Raw genomic sequence first — 20,679 nt, forward strand, 5'->3', positions numbered from 1 at the left:
CCAGGCTGGCCGACCTGACCGGGCAGAAGGTTCTTGATGCGTTCCCATTGAGCATCAAGTAGGGCGTATCTTTTACTCACGGCCACCACATGGGGCTGCAGCAGGCTCTTTCAACCATGTAGGGGCTTTGATTGATGACACGCCCTAGCAAAGGCTCCATGCGCGCATCGGATGGCAGCAAGGGCTCGAACTGATGGGGCGCGTTGTACATGACCCTATTTTGCCAACTTTAAAACCATTGTAAACAATTGATTTTATTAAATATTTTTAATTTACGCCGAGATTTTTGCCAACATATTCGCCAACCAAAATTTACCGCCATGCACCCCGTCTGCACAATGCGACATAGCCAAAGAAAAGCCGCGCAGTCCTTGCGGAATCTGCGCGGCCAGCTACTGAATCAGTAGCATTTTTCAGCGGAATATCGGCTTATTTCTTCTGCGGCGGCACATCCGTGCAGCTACCGTGCGCAATCTCCGCCGCCATGCCGATGCTTTCACCCAGCGTGGGGTGCGGGTGGATGGTCTTGCCAATGTCCACCGCGTCTGCGCCCATCTCGATGGCCAGCGCGATCTCACCAATCATGTCGCCCGCATGCGTACCCACCATGCCGCCGCCCAGGATCTTGCCGTGGCCGTGGGCCTCAGGCGAGTCGTCGAACAGCAGCTTGGTCACGCCTTCGTCGCGGCCGTTGGCGATGGCGCGGCCAGAGGCAGTCCAGGGGAACAGGCCCTTCTTGACTTTGATGCCCTGGGCCTTGGCCTGGTCTTCCGTCAAGCCCACCCATGCCACTTCGGGGTCGGTGTAGGCCACGGATGGGATCACGCGGGCGTTGAAAGCGGCAGCGGCCAGCTCCTTGTTGCCTTGCAGTTCACCGGCGATGACTTCTGCCGCCACGTGCGCCTCATGCACCGCCTTGTGCGCCAGCATGGGCTGGCCCACGATGTCGCCGATGGCGAAGATGTGCGGCACGTTGGTGCGCATCTGGATATCGACGTTGATGAAGCCACGGTCCGTCACGGCAACGCCAGCCTTATCGGCAGCGATCTTCTTGCCGTTGGGGGTGCGGCCCACGGCCTGCAGGACCAGGTCGTAGGTTTGCGGAGCCGGGGCGGTGCCGCCCTCTTCCGCTGCGGCGAACGTCACCTCGATGCCTTCGGGCGTGGCCTTGGCCCCCACCGTCTTGGTCTTGAGCATGATGTTGTCGAAACGCTTGGCGTTCATCTTCTGCCAGATCTTCACCAGATCGCGGTCGGCGCCCTGCATCAAGCCGTCCATCATTTCGACCACATCCAGGCGTGCGCCCAGGGTGCTGTAGACGGTGCCCATTTCCAGGCCGATGATGCCGCCACCCAAGATGAGCATGCGCTTGGGCACTTCCTTGAGCGCCAGGGCGCCGGTGGAATCGACCACGCGCGGATCGTCGGGCATGAAGGGCAGGCGCACGGCCTGGCTGCCGGCGGCGATGATGGCGCGCTTGAAGGCGATGACCTTCTTGGTGCCCGTCTTCTCCTGCGCGGTGCCGGTGGTTTCTTCCACTTCGAGGTGGTTGGCTCCGACAAAGGCACCGTAGCCGCGCACGGTGGTCACCTTGCGCATCTTGGCCATGGCGGCCAGGCCGCCGGTGAGCTTGCCGATAACCTTTTCTTTGTGGCCGCGCAGCTTGTCGATGTTGACTGCGGGCGCGCCAAAGTCCACGCCCAGGTCGGCCATGTGGCTGACTTCGTCCATGACGGCTGCCACGTGCAGCAGCGCCTTGGAGGGGATGCAGCCCACGTTGAGGCACACGCCGCCCAGGGTGGCGTAGCGCTCGACGATGACGACCTTGAGGCCCAGGTCGGCTGCGCGGAAGGCGGCGCTGTAGCCACCGGGGCCGCCGCCGAGCACGAGCACGTCGCAGTCCAGGTCAGCCGTGCCTGCAAAGCTGGATGCTACTGGATTGATAGCTACTTGGGCTTGCTGGACGGGCGCAGAGGCCGTTTTTTGTTCAGAAACTGCGGGCGCTGGGGCTGCGGCAGGTGCTGGCGCTGCCGCGCCTGCGCCCTGCACTTCCAGCGTCAGCACCACCGAGCCTTCGGCGATCTTGTCGCCCAGCTTGACCTTCAGTTCCTTGACCACGCCAGCATGGCTGGAGGGGATCTCCATGGAGGCCTTGTCGGACTCCACGGTGATCAGGCTTTGCTCGGCCTTGATGGTGTCGCCGGGCTTGACGAGCACTTCGATGATGGCCACTTCGGCGAAGTCGCCGATGTCGGGCACCTTGATGTCGATGATTGCCATGGTGTGTCTTGGCCTTTCGTTACATCACGATGCGGCGGAAGTCCGCCAGCAGCGAGGCAAAGTACACGTTGAAGCGTGCGGCGGCGGCGCCGTCGATCACCCGGTGGTCCCAGCTCAGGCTCAGGGGCAGCATGAGGCGCGGTGCGAACTGTTTGCCGTCCCACTTGGGCTCGATGCTGCTCTTGCACACGCCCATGATGGCGACTTCGGGCGCGTTGATGATGGGCGTGAAGTAGCGCCCACCAATGCCGCCCAGCGAGCTGATGGAGAAGCAGCCGCCGGTCATGTCGGCCGGGCCGAGCTTGCCGTCGCGCGCCTTCTTGGCCAGGTCGCCCATCTCTTGCGAGATCTGGACGATGCCCTTCTTGTCGGCGTCACGGATGACGGGCACGACGAGGCCGTTGGGCGTGTCGGCCGCAAAGCCGATGTGAAAGTAGTTCTTGAGCACCAACTGATCGCCGTCGAGCGAGCTGTTGAACTCGGGGAACTTCTTGAGCGCAGCCACGGCGGCCTTGATCATGAAGGCGAGCATGGTGACCTTGACGCCACTCTTCTCGTTCTCTTTGTTGAACTGCACGCGGAAGGCTTCGAGGTCGGTGATGTCCGCGTCGTCGTGGTTGGTGACGTGGGGGATGACGACCCAGTTGCGGTGCAGGTTGGCGCCGCTGATCTTCTTGATGCGCGAGAGGTCCTTGCGCTCCACCGGGCCGAACTTGGTGAAGTCCACCTTGGGCCAGGGCAGCAGGTCGAGGCCGATGCCGGAGCCACCGCCGCTTGCGGGTGCCTTGGCGGCCTGGGCCTTGGTCTGCACGGCGCCTGCCATCACCTGCTTGGTGAAGGCGGCCACGTCGTCCTGCGTGATGCGGCCCTTGGGACCGGTGCCCTTGACTTCGTCAATGGGCACGCCCAGTTCGCGGGCGAATTTGCGCACCGAAGGCGATGCGTGGGGCAGGCCTGCGGTGGGGGTGCCGGGCTGGTGGGCGGGCACCGAGGCTGTGGCAGCGGCGGGTGCTGCCGCAGCGACTGCAGGGGCAGCCACGGGGGCTGGTGCGGGCGCAGCAGCTGCAACGGGTGCGGCTGCAGGCGCTGCAGCAGCTGCCGCGCCTTCCAGAATTGCCACCAGATCACCGATGTTGACGGTGTCGCCAATCTTGACCTTGAGTTCCTTGAGCACGCCTGCGGCGGGCGACGGGATCTCCATGGAGGCTTTGTCGGACTCGACGGTGAACAGGGACTGCTCGACCTTGATGGTGTCGCCGACCTTGACCAGCATCTCGATGACGGCCACGTCTTTGAAGTCGCCGATGTCGGGTACACGCACTTCGACCGGGCCAGCGGCCGCAGGGGCTGGCGCAGCTGCCGCCACGGGGGCAGGAGCCGCCGCTGCAGGAGCTGGCGCAGCGGCCGGAGCTGCGGCAGCGCCCGCGTCAGCAGACTCCACCACGGCGATCACTGAGCCTTGTTTGACCTTGTCGCCCAATGCAATCTTGAGCTCCTTGACCACGCCAGCGTGGCTGGACGGGATCTCCATCGATGCCTTGTCGGATTCGACCGTGATGAGCGACTGCTCGGCCTTCACGGTGTCACCCACCTTGACCAGCAACTCGATCACGCCCACTTCGTCGAAGTCCCCGATGTCCGGGACTTGAATGTTGACCAATGCCATTGTTCTGTCTCCGTTCGATTTATGCGTAGAGCGGGTTGACCTTGTCGGCCTGGATGTTGTACTTGGCAATGGCCTCGGCCACCTTGGCCGCAGGCACCTTGCCTTCTTCGGACAGCGCCTTGAGCGCAGCCACAACGATGTAGTGGCGGTTGATCTCGAAGTGCTCACGCAGTTTGCTGCGGAAGTCGCTGCGGCCAAAGCCGTCGGTGCCCAGCACCTTGTAGGTGCGGCCGGCGGGGATGAACGAGCGGATCTGGTCCGCGTAGTTCTTCATGTAGTCGGTGGATGCGACCACGGGGCCCGTGGTCTTGCCCAGTTGCTCGGCCACGAAGGACGTGCGTGGCGCCTCGGTGGGGTGCAGCAGGTTCCATCGCTCGACGTCCTGGCCGTCGCGGGCCAGTTCGTTGAAGCTTGGGCAGCTCCAGATGCTGGCGGCTACGCCCCATTCCTTCTCCAGCAGCTCTTGCGCAAAGAACGATTCGCGCAGGATGGTACCGCTGCCCAGCAGTTGCACGGTGGGCGCATCAGCAGCCAGGGCGGGCGCCTGCTTGCACAGGTACATGCCCTTGATGATTTGCTCTTCCGTGCCAGGCTGCAGGCCGGGCATGGCGTAGTTCTCGTTGAGCAACGTGATGTAGTAGAAGACGTTTTCCTGGCGCTCGACCATGCGCTTCAAGCCGTGGTGCATGATCACGCCGACTTCGTGGGCGAAGGTCGGGTCGTAGCTCACGCAGTTGGGGATGGTGCCGGCCAGGATGTGGCTGTGGCCGTCTTCATGCTGCAGGCCTTCGCCGTTGAGCGTGGTGCGGCCCGAGGTGCCGCCCAGCAGGAAGCCGCGCGCTTGCATGTCGCCCGCTGCCCAGGCCAGGTCGCCAATGCGCTGGAAGCCGAACATCGAGTAGTACACGTAGAACGGGATCATGATCCGGTTGTTCGTGCTGTAGCTGGTGGCGGCAGCGATCCAGCTGGCCATGCCGCCGGCTTCGTTGATGCCTTCCTGCAGGATCTGGCCGGCCTTGTCTTCCTTGTAGTACATCACCTGGTCGCGGTCCACCGGGGTGTACAGCTGGCCCTTGGGGTTGTAGATGCCGATCTGACGGAACAGGCCTTCCATGCCGAAGGTGCGGGCTTCGTCCACCAGGATGGGCACCACGCGCGGGCCCAGGGCCTGGTCGCGCAGCAGCTGCGTGAGGAAGCGCACATAAGCCTGGGTCGTGGAGATTTCGCGGCCTTCGGCGGTGGGTTCAAGCACGGCCTTGAAGGTGTCAAGCGAGGGCACGGTGAAGCTCTCTTCGGCCTTGGGCAGGCGCTTGGGGAGGTAGCCGCCCAGGGCCTTGCGGCGCTCTTGCAGGTACTGCATTTCCGGCGTGTCGTCGGCCGGCTTGTAGTACGGGATGTCGGCCAGCTGGCTGTCCGGGATGGGGATGTTGAAACGGTCGCGGATGTACTTGATGTCTTCGTCCGACAGCTTCTTGGTCTGATGCACGGTGTTCTTGCCTTCACCGGCCTTGCCCATGCCGTAGCCCTTGACGGTCTTGACCAGCAGCACGGTGGGCTGGTTCTTGTGCGCGTTGGCGGCGTGGAAGGCGGCATACACCTTGGCGGGCTCGTGGCCACCGCGGCGCAGCTCGAAGATCTCTTCGTCGGTCATGTGCTCGACGAGCTTGGCGGTCTCGGGGTACTTGCCGAAGAAGTTCTTGCGCACGAAGGCACCGTCGTTGGCCTTCATGGCCTGGTAGTCGCCGTCCAGCGTTTCCATCATCAGCTGCTTGAGCTTGCCGGTCTTGTCGCGCGCCAGCAGGGTGTCCCAGCCGTTGCCCCACAGCAGCTTGATGACGTTCCAGCCCGCGCCACGGAATTCACCTTCCAGTTCTTGAACGATCTTGCCGTTGCCGCGCACCGGGCCGTCCAGGCGCTGCAGGTTGCAGTTGATGACGAACACGAGGTTGTCGAGGTTTTCACGCGCGGCCAGGCCAATGGCGCCCAGCGATTCGGGTTCGTCCATCTCGCCGTCGCCGCAGAACACCCAGACCTTGCGCTTTTCGGTATCGGCAATGCCACGGGCGTGCAGGTATTTGAGGAAGCGGGCCTGGTAAATGGCCATCAGCGGGCCCAGGCCCATCGACACCGTGGGGAACTGCCAGAACTCGGGCATCAGCTTGGGGTGCGGGTAGCTCGAGAGGCCCTTGCCATCCACTTCCTGGCGGAAGCTGTCGAGCTGCTCTTCGGTCAGGCGGCCTTCCATGTAGGCGCGGGCGTAGATGCCGGGGGAGCTGTGGCCCTGGATGTACAGCAGGTCGCCACCGTGGTCTTCACTCGCAGCATGCCAGAAATGGTTGAAGCCGGCGCCGAACATGCTGGCCACCGAGGCAAAGGAACCGATGTGGCCGCCCAGGTCGCCACCGTCGGCGGGGTTCAGGCGGTTGGCGCGCACGACCATGGCCATGGCGTTCCAGCGCATGTAGGCGCGCAGGCGCTTTTCAATCGCGATGTTGCCGGGGCAATGGGCTTCCTGGTCGGCCTCGATGGTGTTCACGTAGCCAGTGTTGGCCGAGAACGGCATGTCGATGCTGCTCTGGCGGGCGTGCTCAAGGAGCTGCTCCAGGAGGTAATGGGCGCGCTCGGGGCCCTCTTTGTCGATGACGGCGGACAGGGCGTCCATCCATTCACGGGTTTCCTGTTGATCGGCATCCGTGCCGATGCCGAAACCGGCCTGAGGGTCGGGCTGAGCTGACATGCTTTGTCTCCTGTAGGTGTGGCAGCAAATTTAGTACGTTGGCTCTAGTTTCGCACATTTTTTAAGAATTTCAAATGGTGCCAATGCATTTCATATTACGGCATTTTGCTGCAAGCGCACATCCGCAGAATGGAGGATTGCAGCGCACGGCTCCCCTACACTTGCAGGATGGATTCGATGCCCCCTGCCCCCTCCCCGACGGCGCCGACCGTGGCTGCGCCGATACGCTGGTGGCGCAAGTGGTGGCGCGGCTTGTCGCCCACCCGGCAAGACCGGTTTGCGGCACTCGCCCCGCTGGCGGCGGTGCTGATGTTTCTGGCCGCGATAGTTGCGGCGTTCTGGTATTTGCGTGCCGAAGAGGCCGAGCGCGAGCAAGAAGCCCTGCGGCGCGATGTGGAATACGCCCAGCAGCGCGTGCGCCTGCGCCTGCTGGAACGCCAGGAACAGCTCATGCGCATTGCGCGCGACCTGTCCAACCAGGACCTGGGCCGTGCTGAATTTGTCATCCGCGCCGAGGCGCTGATCAGCCAATACCCCGAACTGCAGGCCATCACCTGGATCGATGACCGCCGCCGCATCCGCGCCAGCCATGCCGCCCCCACCCTGGCCAGCAGCGAGCTGCGCATTGCGGGCGAAGTGCTCAAACCCGGCGACACGGCCGACACCTTTGGCCTGGCGCGCGACCTGCAGCAGCCCGTGTATGCGCAGCCGGCCGCCACCTCAGGCGACGCCACTCCGCTGCTGCAGCTGCAGGTGCCGCTCAACAACCAGGGCAAGTTCAGTGGCGTGGTGCTGGGCGAATACTCCATCGACAGCCTGCTGCGCTACGGCACCCCCACCGAGGTGCTGGCGCGCTATGCGGTGACGCTGCTCGACAGCAAGAACCAGGTGCTGGCCGGTACGCCCCTCGGGCCACGCAACAAAGCCACGCAGCTGCTGCCCTGGACGCCCAAGGCCAACGAATACGAGATCCCCGTCTCCCCGGTCGGCAACGGCCTGGTGCTGCGCGCCCAGGCCTACCGCACGTCGCTGGGCGTGGTGGGCAGCGGCCTGTTCTGGCTGGTGGGCACCCTCAGTGCGATGACCGCCTGGATGCTGATTGCCACCTGGCGCCACACCCGGCGCCGCATGCAGGCGCAAGAGGCGCTGGTGGCCGAGACCAACTTCCGCCGCGCGATGGAGAACTCCATCCTCACCGGCATGCGCGCCCTCGATATGGAAGGCCGCATCAGCTATGTGAACGCGGCCTTCTGCCAGATGACGGGCTGGAGCGCCGAGGAGCTGGTCGGCCTGAAAGCGCCCTTTCCCTACTGGCCAGAGGCCGATCACGAAACCCTGCAGGCCAAGCTGCGCGACGAGCTGCGCGGCAACACCATGGCGGGCGGATTCCAGGTGCGCGTCAAGCGCAAGAGCGGCACGCTGTTTGACGCGCGCCTCTATGTGTCGCCGCTGATCGACGCCCACGGCCACCAGACCGGCTGGATGACGTCGATGACCGACATCACCGAGCCCAACCGCATCCGCGAGCAGCTCTCTGCCTCGCACGAGCGCTTCACCATCGTGCTGGAGTCGCTGGATGCCTCGGTGTCTGTGGCGCCGCTGGGCAGCGAGGAGCTGCTGTTTGCCAACAAGCTCTACCGCCAGTGGTTTGGCTCACAAACCGGCGGGCACCTGCAGCTGGTGGCACAGGCGGGCGTGGTGCCCGTGGCGGGCAAAGAGCAGAGCGGCATGGACGATGAAGACGGCCTGATGGGCCTGCCCACCGACCCGCTGACCAGCGCCCGCACCGAGAACGCCGAAATCTACCTGCCCGACCTGGGCAAATGGCTGGAAGTGCGCTCGCGCTACCTGAACTGGGTGGACGGCCGCCTCGCGCAGATGGTGATTGCTACCGACATCACACCGCGCCGCCTGGCCGAAGAACAGGCCGAGCGCCAGGCCGAGCGCGCCCAGTCCGTAAGTCGCCTCATCACCATGGGCGAGATGGCATCGAGCGTGGCGCACGAGCTCAACCAGCCGCTCACTGCCATCAACAACTACTGCAGCGGCATGGTCTCGCGCATCCAGAGCGGCCAGCTGACCGAAGAAGCCCTGCTCACCGCCCTGCAGAAAACCGCCCACCAGGCCCAGCGCGCGGGCCAGATCATCCAGCGCATCCGGTCCTTCGTGAAAAAGAGCGAGCCCAACCGGACACTGGCCGACGTGCACTCCATGGTGAACGAGGCCGTGGAACTGGCCGACATCGAGCTGCGCCGCCACAACGTGCGCCTGACCCACTACGTGGCCGCCCGCCTGCCGCCCGTGATGGCCGACACCATCCTGATCGAGCAGGTGCTGGTCAACCTGATGAAGAACGGCGCCGAAGCCATCCAGCACGCCAACCGCCCCGCCGCAGGCCGCAGCGTGGAGCTGCGCGTGGTGCCCAAGCAGATCGAAGACCGGCAGGTGGTGGAGTTTTCGGTGCAGGACACCGGCAAGGGCCTGGCGCCCGAAGTGCTCGAACGGCTGTTCGAAGCTTTCTTCTCCACCAAGGCCGAAGGCATGGGCATGGGCCTCAATCTGTGCCGCAGCATCGTCGAGTCGCACCAGGGCCGGATGCAGGCGGAGAACCTCTACAATGGCCCGGAGGTCATCGGCTGCAGGTTCTCCTTCTGGCTGCCGCTTGCCAAGCCTGCCGATGGCACTGCAAATTCTGTAGCAAACGTACAAAACCCAAGGACTGTTGCATGAGCTTGATCCCGAAAAAAGGCACTGTTTACGTCGTAGACGACGACGAAGCCGTCCGCGATTCCCTGCAGTGGCTGCTGGAAGGCAAGGACTACCGCGTACGTTGCTTTGATTCGGCTGAGACCTTCCTCTCCCGCTACGACCCGCGCGAAGTCGCCTGCCTGATCGTGGACATCCGCATGGGCGGCATGACCGGCCTGGAGCTGCAGGACCGCCTGATCGAGCGCAAGTCCCCCCTGCCCATCGTGTTCATCACCGGCCACGGCGACGTGCCCATGGCCGTGAACACCATGAAAAAGGGCGCACTCGACTTCATCCAGAAGCCTTTTGACGAGGAAGAACTGGTCGGCCTGGTCGAGCGCATGCTGGACCACGCCCGCGAGAGCTTCGCCGGCTACCAGCAGGCCGCCAGCCGCGACGCCCTGCTCTCCAAACTCACCAGCCGCGAAGCCCAGGTGCTCGAACGCATCGTGGCCGGCCGCCTGAACAAGCAGATCGCTGACGACCTGGGCATCAGCATCAAGACGGTAGAGGCGCACCGCGCCAACATCATGGAAAAGCTCAACGCCAACACCGTGGCCGACCTGCTCAAGATCGCCCTGGGCCAGAACGCTCCCAAGGGCTGAGGTTTACTCACTTTTTAATAGCTTCTTGCGCTTATCCAGTGCGCGCAGACGGCATTTTTGACTTGTATTTTTGATATGACAGCACAGCTCATCGACGGCAACGCCCTCTCACGCCAACTGCGCGCCGATGTGGCGCAGCGCGCGGCGGCCCTGAAAACCCGGGGCGTCATGCCCGGGCTGGCCGTGGTGCTGGTGGGCGACAACCCGGCCAGCCAGGTCTATGTGCGCAACAAGGTCAAGGCCTGCGAAGACAGCGGCCTGCACTCGGTGCTCGAAAAGTACGACGCCGACATGACAGAGGCCGCGCTGCTGGCCCGCGTGGACGCCCTCAACAACGACCCGGCCATCCACGGCATCCTGGTGCAGCTGCCCCTGCCCAAGCACATCGATGCGCAGAAGGTCATTGAAGCCATCTCGCCCGCCAAGGACGTAGACGGTTTCCACATCGCCAGCGCGGGCGCGCTGATGACCGGCATGCCCGGCTTCTGGCCCTGCACGCCTTACGGCTGTATGAAGATGCTGGAGAGCATCGGCTACAGCCTCAAGGGCAAACACGCCGTGGTCATCGGCCGCAGCAACATTGTGGGCAAGCCCATGGCGCTCATGCTGCTGGGGCAGAACGCCACCGTCACCGTCTGCCACAGCGCCACGCAGGATCTGAAGGCCCAGACGCTGCAGGCGGATGTGATCGTGGCCGCCGTGGGCAAGCGCAATGTGCTGACCGCCGACATGGTCAAGCCCGGCGCCGTGGTGATCGACGTGGGCATGAACCGCAACGACGAAGGCAAGCTCTGCGGCGACGTGGACTTTGACGGCGTCAAGGAAGTGGCGGGCTGGATCACCCCCGTGCCTGGCGGGGTTGGCCCCATGACCATTACCATGCTGCTGGTCAACACCATCGAAGCCGCCGAGCGCACCGCTGCGCACTGAGCCCGCCGCTCAGTGCCCCCGAGGTCGGCGTCGGCCGCTTTGCAACTTGAACCTGTGCCACCTGGCGCCATCTAATTTCGCATGAGCAACGCCCTTCTCGACTTCTCCGACCTCCCCCTGTTCGACCGCATCACGCCGCAGGACGTCGCCCCGGCGATGGATGTGCTGCTGGAGCGCGCCAACCAGGCGCTGGAGACGGTCACCGCCCCGGACTTTCCGGCCCGCTGGGATGCTATTGCCAAGGTGCTGGATGTGGCCACCGAGCAGTTGGGGCGCTCCTGGGGCGCCGTGAGCCACCTCAACAGCGTGGCCGACACGCCCGAGCTGCGGGCCGCCTACAACGCCGCCCTGCCCCGTGTCACCGAGTTCTGGACCCGCCTGGGCGCCGATGAACGCCTGTATGCCAAGTACAAGGCCATCGACCCAGCCACCCTCACGCCCGAACAGCGCCAGGCCCATTCGAATGCCGTGCGCAATTTCGTGCTCAGTGGTGCCGAACTGACCGGTGCCGCCAAGGAGCGCTTCGCCCAGATCCAGGAACGCCAGGCCGAGCTGAGCCAGAAGTTCAGCGAAAACGCGCTGGATGCGACCGACGCCTACGCCTACTACGCCACGGCCGAAGAGCTGGAGGGCATCCCGCCTGACGTGCAGCAGGCCGCCCTGGCTGCGGCGCAGGCCGAGGGCAAGCCGGGTTACAAGCTCACGCTCAAGATGCCCTGCTACCTGCCGGTGATGCAGTTTGCCGCGCGCAGCGACCTGCGCGCCAAGCTCTACCGCGCCTATGTCACCCGCGCTTCCGAGCAGGCCGAAGGTGACGGCCGCAAATTCGACAACTCCGCACTCATCGGCGAGATCCTGGCGCTGCGCCGCGAAGAGGCCCAGTTGCTGGGCTACGCCAACTTCGGCGAAGTGTCCGTGGTGCCCAAGATGGCACAGTCGCCTGCCGAGGTCATCCGCTTCCTGCGCGACCTGGCCCGCCGCGCCCGCCCCTACGCCGAAAAAGACGTTGCCGACCTGCGTGCCTTTGCCGCCGAGCACCTGGGCCTGGCCGATCCGCAGGCCTGGGACTGGCCCTACATCTCCGAAAAGCTCAAGGAAGCCCGCTACGCCTTCAGCGAGCAGGAACTCAAGGAGTACTTCACCGCGCCCAAGGTGCTGGCGGGGCTGTTCAAGATCATCGAGACACTGTTCGAAGTGTCAATCCGCCGCGACTCTGCCCCCACATGGCACCCGGCGGTTGAGTTCTACCGCATCGAGCGCAACGGCCAGTTGGTCGGTCAGTTCTACCTGGACCAGCCCGCGCGCACCGGCAAACGCGGCGGCGCCTGGATGGACGACGTGCGCACCCGCTGGCAGCGCCCGGACACCGGCGCGCTGCAGATGCCCGTGGCCCACCTCGTCTGCAATTTTGCCGATGGCGTGGATGGCAAGCCGCCATTGCTGACGCACGACGACGTGATCACGCTGTTCCACGAATTCGGCCATGGCCTGCACCACATGCTCACGCAGGTGAACGAGCGCGATGTCTCCGGCATTGGTGGCGTGGAATGGGACGCCGTGGAGCTGCCCAGCCAGTTCATGGAGAACTTCTGCTGGGAATGGGACGTGCTCAAGCACATGACCGCCCATGTGGTTACGGGCGAACCCTTGCCCCGCGCCCTGTTCGACAAGATGATCGCTGCCAAGAACTTCCAGAGCGGCATGGCCACGCTGCGCCAGATCGAGTTTGCGCTGTTCGACATGCTGCTGCACACCGAACACGACCCGGCGCAGGACTTCATGCCGCTGCTGACCCAGGTACGCCAGGAAGTGGCCGTGCTGCAGCCGCCACCTTTCAGCCGCACGGCCCACACCTTCAGCCACATCTTTGCGGGTGGCTACGCCGCCGGGTACTACAGCTACAAGTGGGCCGAGGTGCTCAGCGCCGATGCCTATGCCGCGTTTGAAGAAACTACCGGCAGCGACGGCCTGCCCAGCGCCGAAACCGGACGCCGCTACCGCGAAGCGATTCTGGAAGCGGGCGGCAGCCGCCCCGCCATGGAGTCTTTCAAGGCCTTCCGGGGCCGTGAACCCAGCCTGGACGCCCTGTTGCGCCACCAAGGCATGGCGGAAGAATTGACAGCTTGAGGCCCCACGGCGCAGCCCACAACGAACTGGAATAAGGAGAACAACCATGCACAAGCCCTTGTTGGCCCCCCTGTTGGCCTCGTTGCTGATGACCTTGGCTGGCGCCAGTGCCCAGGCGCAAGGCGTGTACCGCATCGTCGGGCCCGACGGCAAGGTGACGTTCTCCGACCGCCCTCCCGCCGATGCACCGGCCCAAGCGGCACGCACCACGGGTGCGGCGCCAGCCGCCGCCAGTGGCAATGCCACCCTGCCCTATGAGCTGCGGCAGATCGCCACGCGGTTCCCGGTCACGATTTACACCGGCAATGACTGCGCCCCTTGCACAGGCCTGCGCAACGCCTTGGTGGCGCGGGGCGTGCCGTTCACCGAACGCACGGTGACCACCAGCGAAGACGCGGCAGCATTGCAGCGCCTGAGCGGATCGGCCAGCCTGCCCTTTGGCAGCATTGGTGGCCAGCAGCTGGTCGGGTTCTCGGACGCGGAATGGACGCAGTACCTGGACGCGGCGGGCTATCCCAAGCAGTCACAACTGCCGGCCAACTACCAACAGCCCACAGCGACTCCACTGGTGGCGGTCAAGTCGGCTGCAACGGCTCCTGCGGTAGAGAAGCCAAAAGCTGCAGCCCCTGTACGCCCCGCACCGGTGGCACGCCCTATTGACGGCCCAACGCCCAGCAACCCAGCAGGAATCCGCTTCTGACGAGCACCATAACGCCGCTGCACCGGCCAAAAGAAGGGGTCCCATGGGACCCCTTTCTTTTTTAATAACGCTTCTGTGCCATCGCACAAACGTTTGTCGGCAGGCAACTCAGCGGGAATAGTCCAGCGTCTTGACCCCCTGGGCCGTCCCCAGCAGGCACACCGTGGCCTTCTGGTGGGCGAACACCCCCACGGTCACCACGCCCGGCCACTGGTTGATTTGTGACTCGAACGCCAGCGGGTCGGTGATCGACAGGCCCTTGACATCCAGGATGTGCTGGCCGTTGTCGGTCACCAGCGGCTGGCCATCTTTGAGCCGCAGGCTGGCCTGGCCGCCCATGGCTTGGAAACGGCGCGCAATGTGATTGGCTGCCATGGGAATCACTTCGACGGGCAGGGGGAACTGCCCCAGCGCCTGGACGAGCTTGGACTCATCGGCGATACAGACAAACCGCGCGGCCAGGGCGGCCACGATCTTCTCGCGCGTCAGCGCCGCACCGCCGCCCTTGACCATGTGGCCCTGGCCGTCGATCTCGTCGGCGCCGTCGATGTAGACGGAGAGCGCCGCCACCTCGTTGGCATCGAACACCGCAATGCCCAGCGCCTTCAGGCGCTCGGTGCTTGCTACGGAGCTGGACACCGCACCTTTGATCTGGTCCTTCATACCCGCCAGCGCGTCGATGAACTTGTTGACCGTGGAGCCTGTGCCCACCCCCACAATCTCGCCGGGCACCACATACTGCAGCGCGGCTTGGCCAACCAGGGTCTTGAGTTCGTCTTGGGTCAGGGGATTCATCGTCGTCATGGGAGAAAATCGGGGGTAATCCTGAATTATCCCCCCATGTCCCTGATCCCCTACGCCCTCACCCGCCCCTTTCTCTTTGGCATGGACGCCGAAGCCGCCCACGAACTCACCATGGACATGCTGGCACGCGGGCAGCGCACGCCGCTGCAGTGGGCCTGGTGCAATGAAACGATCCATGATCCCGTCGCGCTGGCGGGCCTGACCTTTCCCAACCGGGTGGGCATGGCGGCGGGGTTGGACAAGAACGCACGCTGCATCGACGCACTGGGCGCCATGGGGTTTGGGTTTGTGGAGGTGGGCACCGTCACCCCCAGGGCCCAGCCCGGCAACCCCAAGCCGCGCATGTTCCGCCTGCCTGAGGCCCGCGCCCTCATCAACCGCCTGGGCTTCAACAACGAAGGGCTGGAAGCCTTTCTGCGCAACGTGCAGCAGGCGCAGTTTCGCAAGCAAAACCGCCGCAACCCCATGCTGCTGGGCCTGAACATCGGCAAGAACGCCACCACCCCCATCGAGAACGCCACCAGCGACTATCTCACCTGCCTGGAGGGCGTGTACCCGCATGCGGATTATGTGACGGTCAATATCAGCTCGCCCAACACGCAAAACCTGCGTGCCCTGCAAAGCGACGCGGCGCTGGACGCCCTGCTCTCCGCCATCGCCGAGCGCCGCGAAGCCCTGGCTACCCGGCACGCCAAGCGCGTGCCCGTGTTCGTGAAGATTGCCCCCGACCTGGATGAAGCCCAGGTGGCGGTGATTGCTGCCACGCTGCAGCGCCACGGCATGGACGGCGTGATCGCCACCAACACCACCATCAGCCGTGCGGCCGTGCAAGGCATGCGCCACAGCGAAGAGACCGGCGGGCTCAGCGGCGCGCCAGTGCTGGAGGCCAGCAACCAGGTCATCCGGCAACTGCGTGCCGCCCTGGGCAGCCGTTTTCCCATCATTGGTGTGGGCGGCGTGATGAGCGCAGAAGACGCGGTGAGCAAGGTCCGCGCGGGCGCGGACGTGGTGCAGATCTACACCGGACTCATTTACGAAGGGCCCGCATTGGTCGTCAAGGCGGCCAAGGCCATCAAGGCCATGGGCTAAGACCGGCCCAAGGGATTTGCTTTTCTCTTGACTCAAAAAAAGAGCCACTGTGCAGTGGCTCTTTTCATGGGAAGGCCCGGCACAGCCGGGTGCTTATCGCCGCAGGCGCAGCAGCATGGGCAGCAGGATGCCCGCCCAGCGGATCAACCGCCGTGGTCCGGCCACCACGGCCACACCCGCGATGGCTGCCACAGCCATGGGGTGCTCGCGGGCAAAGCCTGCGGCGCGCAACGCCAGCGAGTCCTCAGTGCCCCCTGCGGCGGCAGGCTGGCTGTCCGCCAAGGCCTGCGCCTGCGCCCGCGCGGCACGACGCGTACGCAGCCGTTCGCGCTGCAAGGCAATGCGGTCCAGAATACGCTGTTGCTGGGCCGTAGGCGCGGGCAGCACAGATCGGGTGGGCTCCGGCACGACGGGCCGGGAAGAGGTAGACGGGGTACTCACAGGCGCTCCTTGATGTCGCGCCAATCCTGGGCCAGTTCGCGGCGCGTCAATGCAAAACCATTGCCTGCACGCTGAGCCACCGACACCAGCGCCACCAGGGCGGCCACCCACCCCAGCGTCCAGACGCCCGCCACCAGCCAGGCGACCAAGGTGCGCTGCGGCGTGTCCCAGAAGTGCACCAGCACGGCGATCGACAGCATGATCAGCGCCACCACCGTGAGCCCGGTGACCACAATGGTCAGCACCAGCAGTTGCTGAAACCGCTGCTTCAGATCGGACCACTCCAGGCGGGCCAGGTCCACGCGGTCTTCCACCGCAATGGCCCCTTCGATCACGTTGGCGCGCCAGCGGGCCGCCAGGCCCTCCAGGCCCAGAAGCGACAGCCAGTTCATGCGGGGCGGCCCTCAGGGCCCGCCATGGTCAGCGTGCGCATGGCGCGGCGCTCAGCGGCGCGCCAGCAGAAAACCGACCAGGGCGCCCACAGCCAGTGCAGCGCCTGCCACACGCCAGGGTTCGTCGTGGGCATAGCGGTCGGCCGCAATGGCTGCATCCTTGGCCTGGCGGGCGGCGTCCTGTGCGGCACGCACCGCAGATTCGCGCACGTTGTGCATGCCATCGTCCAGGCGCTGGCGCAGCAGCTTGATCTCTGGCACCGTGTCCAGGTCCTTGTTGGCCAGCAGGCCGCGCAGATCGGAAACCAGTTTTTCCAGTTCGCCTTGGGTGGTGGTGGTGTCGGAAGCAGTCATACAAGCAGCCTTTCTTTCAATCAACAAGCGGTTTGGAAAACCCCAGAACAGGGACCTCGGGCCATCTTAGCCACCCGCCCAGAGACCCCTCGTAGGACGGGGGCGCAAGAGGTTACCGATTGCAACGAATTTGCCCCAGATCAACGTTCAAACCAGCGCGGCCACATGCTCCGCAATGGCCAGGGAACTGGTCAAACCGGGCGACTCGATGCCAAACAGGTTGACCAGCCCGGGCACGCCATGGACCGCAGGCCCCTGGATCACAAAATCGGCCGCAGGCTGGCTTGCACCGTGGATCTTGGGGCGGATGCCTGCATACCCCGGGGCCAGCGCACCATCGCGCAGACCGGGCCAGTACTTGCGCACCTCGGCATAGAAGGCATCGCCCCGCGCCGGATCCACCAGCAGGTCGTCGGCCGATGTGACCCACTGCACATCCGGCCCGAACTTGGCCTGGCCGCCCAGGTCGAGTGTGAGGTGCACGCCCAGCCCTGCGGCCTCGGGCACCGGGTAGATCAGGTGGCTGAAGGGAGCTTTGCCGGTCAGCGTGAAATAGCTGCCCTTGGCAAAGTGGGCCGTGGGCACATGCGCAGGGTCCAGCCCCACAAAACGGGCAGCCAGGGCCGGTGCGTACAGGCCCGCCGCGTTCACCACCGTGCGGGCCTGCAGGCGCGTGCCGTCAGATGCTTCCAAATTAATAGCACCTTCCGCAATATGGGCGCGCGCAAGAGGCGAATTAACTGCCACAAGTCCCCCCGCGTTCTCCAGATCGCCCTGCAAGGCCAGCATCAGCGCGTGGCTGTCCACGATGCCCGTGCTGGGTGAATACAACGCGCCCACACATTCCAGCGCGGGCTCCAGCGCCAGGGCCTCGTCACGGCTGAGCCACTGCAGGTCGAGCACGCCATTGGCCTGCGCACGCGCCTGGATCGACTCCACGCTGGCCAGCTGCGCGGCCGAGGTGGCCACCAGCAGCTTGCCGCAGCGCCGGTGCGGCACCCCGCGTTCGGCGCAATAGGCGTAGAGCAGCTCCTTGCCCCGCACACACAGCTGGGCTTTGATCGAACCGGTGGGGTAGTACAGCCCGGCATGGATGACCTCGCTGTTGCGCGAACTGATGCCCGTGCCAATGGCATCGGCCGCCTCCAGCACCATCACCTCACGCCCCTGCAAGGCCAGCGCACGGGCCACGGCCAGGCCCACCACACCGGCGCCCACCACCACACAATCCACCGCATCGGTCATTCGTTCATCCCTTTCACAACAGGCCGCCTTCCCTTGCCCAAGCGGGTGCTATGCCTGCTCAAAGCCATCCAGCACATTGACGGCGTTGGTCCCCAGCTCAGCGGCGGCATACCCGCCCTCCAGCACAAACATGGTGGGCAGCCCCAGGCGGGCCAGGCGCCCGCCCAGACGGGTGAAGTCAGCGGATGCCAGCGCGAAGCGGGAGATCGGGTCACCCTCGAAGGCATCGAGGCCCAGCGAGATCACCAGCGCATCGGCCTGGTAGCCTGCGATGCGGGTACAGGCCTGCTCCAGGGCGTCGAACCAGGTGGCAGCGCTGGTGCCTGCAGGCAGCGGCAGGTTCAGGTTGTAGCCCGTCCCCTTGGCCTCCCCCACTTCGTCCGCATGCCCCAGGTAGAACGGGTATTCCGTGCGCGGGTCGCCATGGAGGCTGACGAAAAGCACATCGTCGCGGGCGTAGAAGATGCTCTGCGTGCCGTTGCCATGGTGGTAGTCCACATCCAGCAAGGCCACGCGCCGGGCGCCCTGGTTGCGCAATGCCTGCGCTGCCACGGCGGCGTTGTTCAAGAAGCAGTAGCCGCCCATGAAGTCGGGGCCCGCGTGGTGGCCGGGCGGCCGCGTGCAGCAAAAGGCGGCGCGGGCGCCCTGCGCCACGCGCGCGGCCGCGCTCGCAGCGCCATCGGCACCGGCCTTGGCCGCCGCCCAGGTGCCTACAGCCATGGGCGTGCCGTTGTCCATGGAATACAGCCCCAGCCGGGCCACAAAGTTGTCTGGCTCGACATCGCTGCGCAGCGTGCGCACTGGCCAGACGGAGGGAAATGGCTGAATCGTTGCATTGGCAACAGGGTCCAGCGCCAGCCACTGCTGCCAGGCGGTCTGCAAAAAGGCGAGGTAGCGCGGTGCATGCACCTGGGCCAGCACGGGGCTGCTGTCCACATCCGGTGCCACCATGCCGTGGCCGCGCGCGCGCAGGGCCTCTTCCACATAGTCCACCCGCGCGGGTTTCTCGAAACAGGGCACCCGCTCGCCCCGGAAGAATTCATGGACGGGAGCATGCCCCTGGTGCAGGGGATTGTGGAAAGTGATCATGGGGTTGGCGCCAGCAAGCAGTGGGGAAAAGCGCAGCGGGCACGCGCCGCTGCAATCCGTCAAGCCCACCACTGTAGCGGCTTGGCAAGGCGCGCCAGCCAAGTGGCACCCGCATGCCCGCAGGCAAGAAAAAACCCCTGCGGATCAGAAATCTGCAGGGGTTTGGTGTTGGTGGGTGATACATGGATCGAACATGTGACCCCTGCCGTGTGAAGGCAGTGCTCTACCGCTGAGCTAATCACCCGTCGCACCCGCCTTGAAGCAAGGCCGTAGCGCGAAAGTCTGTCAAAAGCGTGGTAGGTGATACATGGATCGAACATGTGACCCCTGCCGTGTGAAGGCAGTGCTCTACCGCTGAGCTAATCACCCGTGTCGCTGTGACAAGCCTTAGATTATGGCACAGCTTTTCAGGCCTGCTGAGAAGTTCGCCAAATTGTTTTGCCTCCGCTGGCCTTGTCGATCTGCGTGAGCACCTCGGCATGCGCCGTCTGCTCCTGCTCGCTGGCGCGCAGCACCGGCAGCACCAGGCCACGCAAATCGATGGCAGCGACCTTCACGCCGTCGGCACCCTCCTGGGCATCGTCGGCCATGAGCAGTGCGTCCTGCCCGCGCGTGAGGTTGATGTAGACATCGGCCAGCAGCTCGGCATCCAGCAAGGCGCCGTGCAGCGTGCGGCCCGAGTTGTCCACGCCCAGGCGGTCGCACAGGGCGTCGAGCGAATTGCGCTTGCCCGGGTACATCTCCTTGGCCATGGCCAGCGTGTCGGTCACGCTCTCCACGTAGGTGCGGAACGCGGGGCGGCCCACCAGCTCCAGCTCCTTGTTCAGAAAGCCCACGTCGAACGCCGCGTTGTGGATGATGATCTCGGCACCCTGCAGGTACTGCAGGATGTCGTCCACCACCTCGACAAACTTGGGCTTGTCCTTCAGGAACTCGTTGCTGATGCCGTGCACCTTCAGCGCGTCTTCATGGCTGTCGCGGCCCGGGTTGAAGTACAGGTGCAGGTTGTTGCCGGTGAGCTTGCGGTTGAGCAGCTCCACACAGCCCAGCTCGATGATGCGGTCGCCCCCCTCGGCCGACAGGCCGGTGGTTTCGGTGTCGAGAACGATCTGCCGTGTCATTTCAATGGTTTTCCTTGGCGTGGTTGATCGTGTACTTGGGGATTTCCACGGTCACGTCGGTTTGCGCCAGGATGGCCTGGCACGACAGGCGCGACTGCGGCTCCAGGCCCCAGGCGCGGTCCAGCAGGTCTTCTTCCTCTTCCTCGGCCTCGTTCAGCGAATTCAGCCCCTGGCGCACGATCACGTGGCAGGTGGTGCAGGCGCAGCTCATGTCGCAGGCGTGCTCGATGTTGATGTGGTTGTCCAGCAGCGCCTCGCAGATCGACGTGCCTGCGGGGGCCGTGATTTCGGTGCCTGCGGGGCAGTATTCAGGGTGAGGAAGGATCTTGATGACGGGCATGGGGTGGTCTT

At 64.8% G+C, this 20,679-nt stretch carries 17 protein-coding genes and 2 tRNA genes; 6 read left to right on the forward strand and 13 right to left on the reverse strand.

Going from position 1 to position 20,679, the window contains the following annotated elements:
- Positions 1-429: 429 nt before the first annotated feature.
- The 3 genes from lpdA to aceE are packed head-to-tail and all read right to left on the reverse strand — an operon-like array spanning position 430 to position 6,683.
- On the reverse strand, positions 430-2,280 hold the full coding sequence (gene lpdA, locus A1D30_RS01470) for a dihydrolipoyl dehydrogenase (RefSeq protein ID WP_063459032.1): 1,851 nt from the start codon (positions 2,278-2,280) through the stop codon (positions 430-432).
- 19 nt (positions 2,281-2,299) lie between these two features.
- Positions 2,300-3,946, reverse strand: a complete 1,647-nt coding sequence (aceF, locus tag A1D30_RS01475) for a dihydrolipoyllysine-residue acetyltransferase (protein WP_063459033.1) — start codon at positions 3,944-3,946, stop codon at positions 2,300-2,302.
- 19 nt (positions 3,947-3,965) lie between these two features.
- Entirely contained in the window at positions 3,966-6,683 is a 2,718-nt protein-coding gene (gene aceE, locus A1D30_RS01480; protein ID WP_063459034.1) for a pyruvate dehydrogenase (acetyl-transferring), homodimeric type, read from the reverse strand.
- Positions 6,684-6,851: 168 nt separating this feature from the next.
- Here aceE and A1D30_RS01485 point away from each other — a divergent pair, with 168 nt between their 5' ends.
- The 5 genes from A1D30_RS01485 (at position 6,852) to A1D30_RS01505 (ending at position 13,793) form a co-directional block, all read left to right on the forward strand.
- A complete protein-coding gene (locus A1D30_RS01485) occupies positions 6,852-9,413 on the forward strand; it encodes a PAS domain S-box protein (RefSeq protein WP_063459035.1) in 2,562 nt (853 codons plus the stop codon).
- Entirely contained in the window at positions 9,410-10,036 is a 627-nt protein-coding gene (locus A1D30_RS01490) for a response regulator transcription factor (RefSeq protein ID WP_015013997.1), read from the forward strand. Before A1D30_RS01485 ends, A1D30_RS01490 begins: the two co-directional genes overlap by 4 nt.
- A gap of 75 nt (positions 10,037-10,111) precedes the next feature.
- Positions 10,112-10,966: a bifunctional methylenetetrahydrofolate dehydrogenase/methenyltetrahydrofolate cyclohydrolase FolD gene (folD, locus tag A1D30_RS01495; RefSeq protein WP_063459036.1), complete on the forward strand. Its 855-nt coding sequence runs from the start codon at positions 10,112-10,114 to the stop codon at positions 10,964-10,966.
- Between the two features lie 81 nt (positions 10,967-11,047).
- The gene (locus A1D30_RS01500) at positions 11,048-13,093 is read left to right on the forward strand and encodes a M3 family metallopeptidase (protein WP_063459037.1); all 2,046 of its coding nucleotides are present in this window, start codon (positions 11,048-11,050) and stop codon (positions 13,091-13,093) included.
- A gap of 46 nt (positions 13,094-13,139) precedes the next feature.
- Positions 13,140-13,793 (forward strand): glutaredoxin family protein, encoded by a 654-nt coding sequence (locus tag A1D30_RS01505; protein WP_063459038.1) that lies wholly within the window; start codon positions 13,140-13,142, stop codon positions 13,791-13,793.
- 108 nt (positions 13,794-13,901) lie between these two features.
- Here A1D30_RS01505 and rpiA read toward each other — a convergent pair whose 3' ends face one another.
- Positions 13,902-14,597, reverse strand: coding sequence for a ribose-5-phosphate isomerase RpiA (rpiA, locus tag A1D30_RS01510; protein WP_063459039.1), 696 nt, complete (start codon positions 14,595-14,597; stop codon positions 13,902-13,904).
- A 36-nt stretch (positions 14,598-14,633) separates the two neighbouring features.
- On the opposite strand from rpiA, the gene A1D30_RS01515 reads away from it, so the two are divergent.
- A complete protein-coding gene (locus tag A1D30_RS01515) occupies positions 14,634-15,686 on the forward strand; it encodes a quinone-dependent dihydroorotate dehydrogenase (protein WP_063459040.1) in 1,053 nt (350 codons plus the stop codon).
- Between the two features lie 93 nt (positions 15,687-15,779).
- Here A1D30_RS01515 and A1D30_RS01520 read toward each other — a convergent pair whose 3' ends face one another.
- The 9 genes from A1D30_RS01520 to fdx form a co-directional block, all read right to left on the reverse strand.
- Complete coding sequence (locus A1D30_RS01520) at positions 15,780-16,127, reverse strand: hypothetical protein (protein ID WP_242421753.1); 348 nt, start codon at positions 16,125-16,127, stop codon at positions 15,780-15,782.
- The gene (locus tag A1D30_RS01525) at positions 16,124-16,519 is read right to left on the reverse strand and encodes a phage holin family protein (RefSeq protein WP_063459042.1); all 396 of its coding nucleotides are present in this window, start codon (positions 16,517-16,519) and stop codon (positions 16,124-16,126) included. Before A1D30_RS01525 ends, A1D30_RS01520 begins: the two co-directional genes overlap by 4 nt.
- 51 nt (positions 16,520-16,570) lie before the next feature.
- On the reverse strand, positions 16,571-16,873 hold the full coding sequence (locus A1D30_RS01530; RefSeq protein ID WP_063459043.1) for a DUF883 family protein: 303 nt from the start codon (positions 16,871-16,873) through the stop codon (positions 16,571-16,573).
- A gap of 147 nt (positions 16,874-17,020) precedes the next feature.
- The gene (locus A1D30_RS01535; RefSeq protein WP_063459044.1) at positions 17,021-18,118 is read right to left on the reverse strand and encodes an NAD(P)/FAD-dependent oxidoreductase; all 1,098 of its coding nucleotides are present in this window, start codon (positions 18,116-18,118) and stop codon (positions 17,021-17,023) included.
- 48 nt (positions 18,119-18,166) lie between these two features.
- Positions 18,167-19,207, reverse strand: coding sequence for a histone deacetylase family protein (locus A1D30_RS01540; protein WP_063459045.1), 1,041 nt, complete (start codon positions 19,205-19,207; stop codon positions 18,167-18,169).
- 169 nt (positions 19,208-19,376) lie between these two features.
- Positions 19,377-19,451, reverse strand: a tRNA-Val gene (locus A1D30_RS01545).
- Positions 19,452-19,501: 50 nt separating this feature from the next.
- A tRNA-Val gene (locus tag A1D30_RS01550) sits at positions 19,502-19,576 on the reverse strand.
- Between the two features lie 38 nt (positions 19,577-19,614).
- Positions 19,615-20,328, reverse strand: coding sequence for a DNA polymerase III subunit epsilon (gene dnaQ / locus A1D30_RS01555; RefSeq protein WP_063459046.1), 714 nt, complete (start codon positions 20,326-20,328; stop codon positions 19,615-19,617).
- A gap of 1 nt (position 20,329) precedes the next feature.
- Entirely contained in the window at positions 20,330-20,668 is a 339-nt protein-coding gene (fdx, locus tag A1D30_RS01560; RefSeq protein ID WP_010458418.1) for an ISC system 2Fe-2S type ferredoxin, read from the reverse strand.
- Between the last annotated feature and the right edge of the window lie 11 nt (positions 20,669-20,679).

The organism is Acidovorax sp. GW101-3H11, assembly GCF_001633105.1.
Lineage (GTDB): Bacteria > Pseudomonadota > Gammaproteobacteria > Burkholderiales > Burkholderiaceae_C > Acidovorax.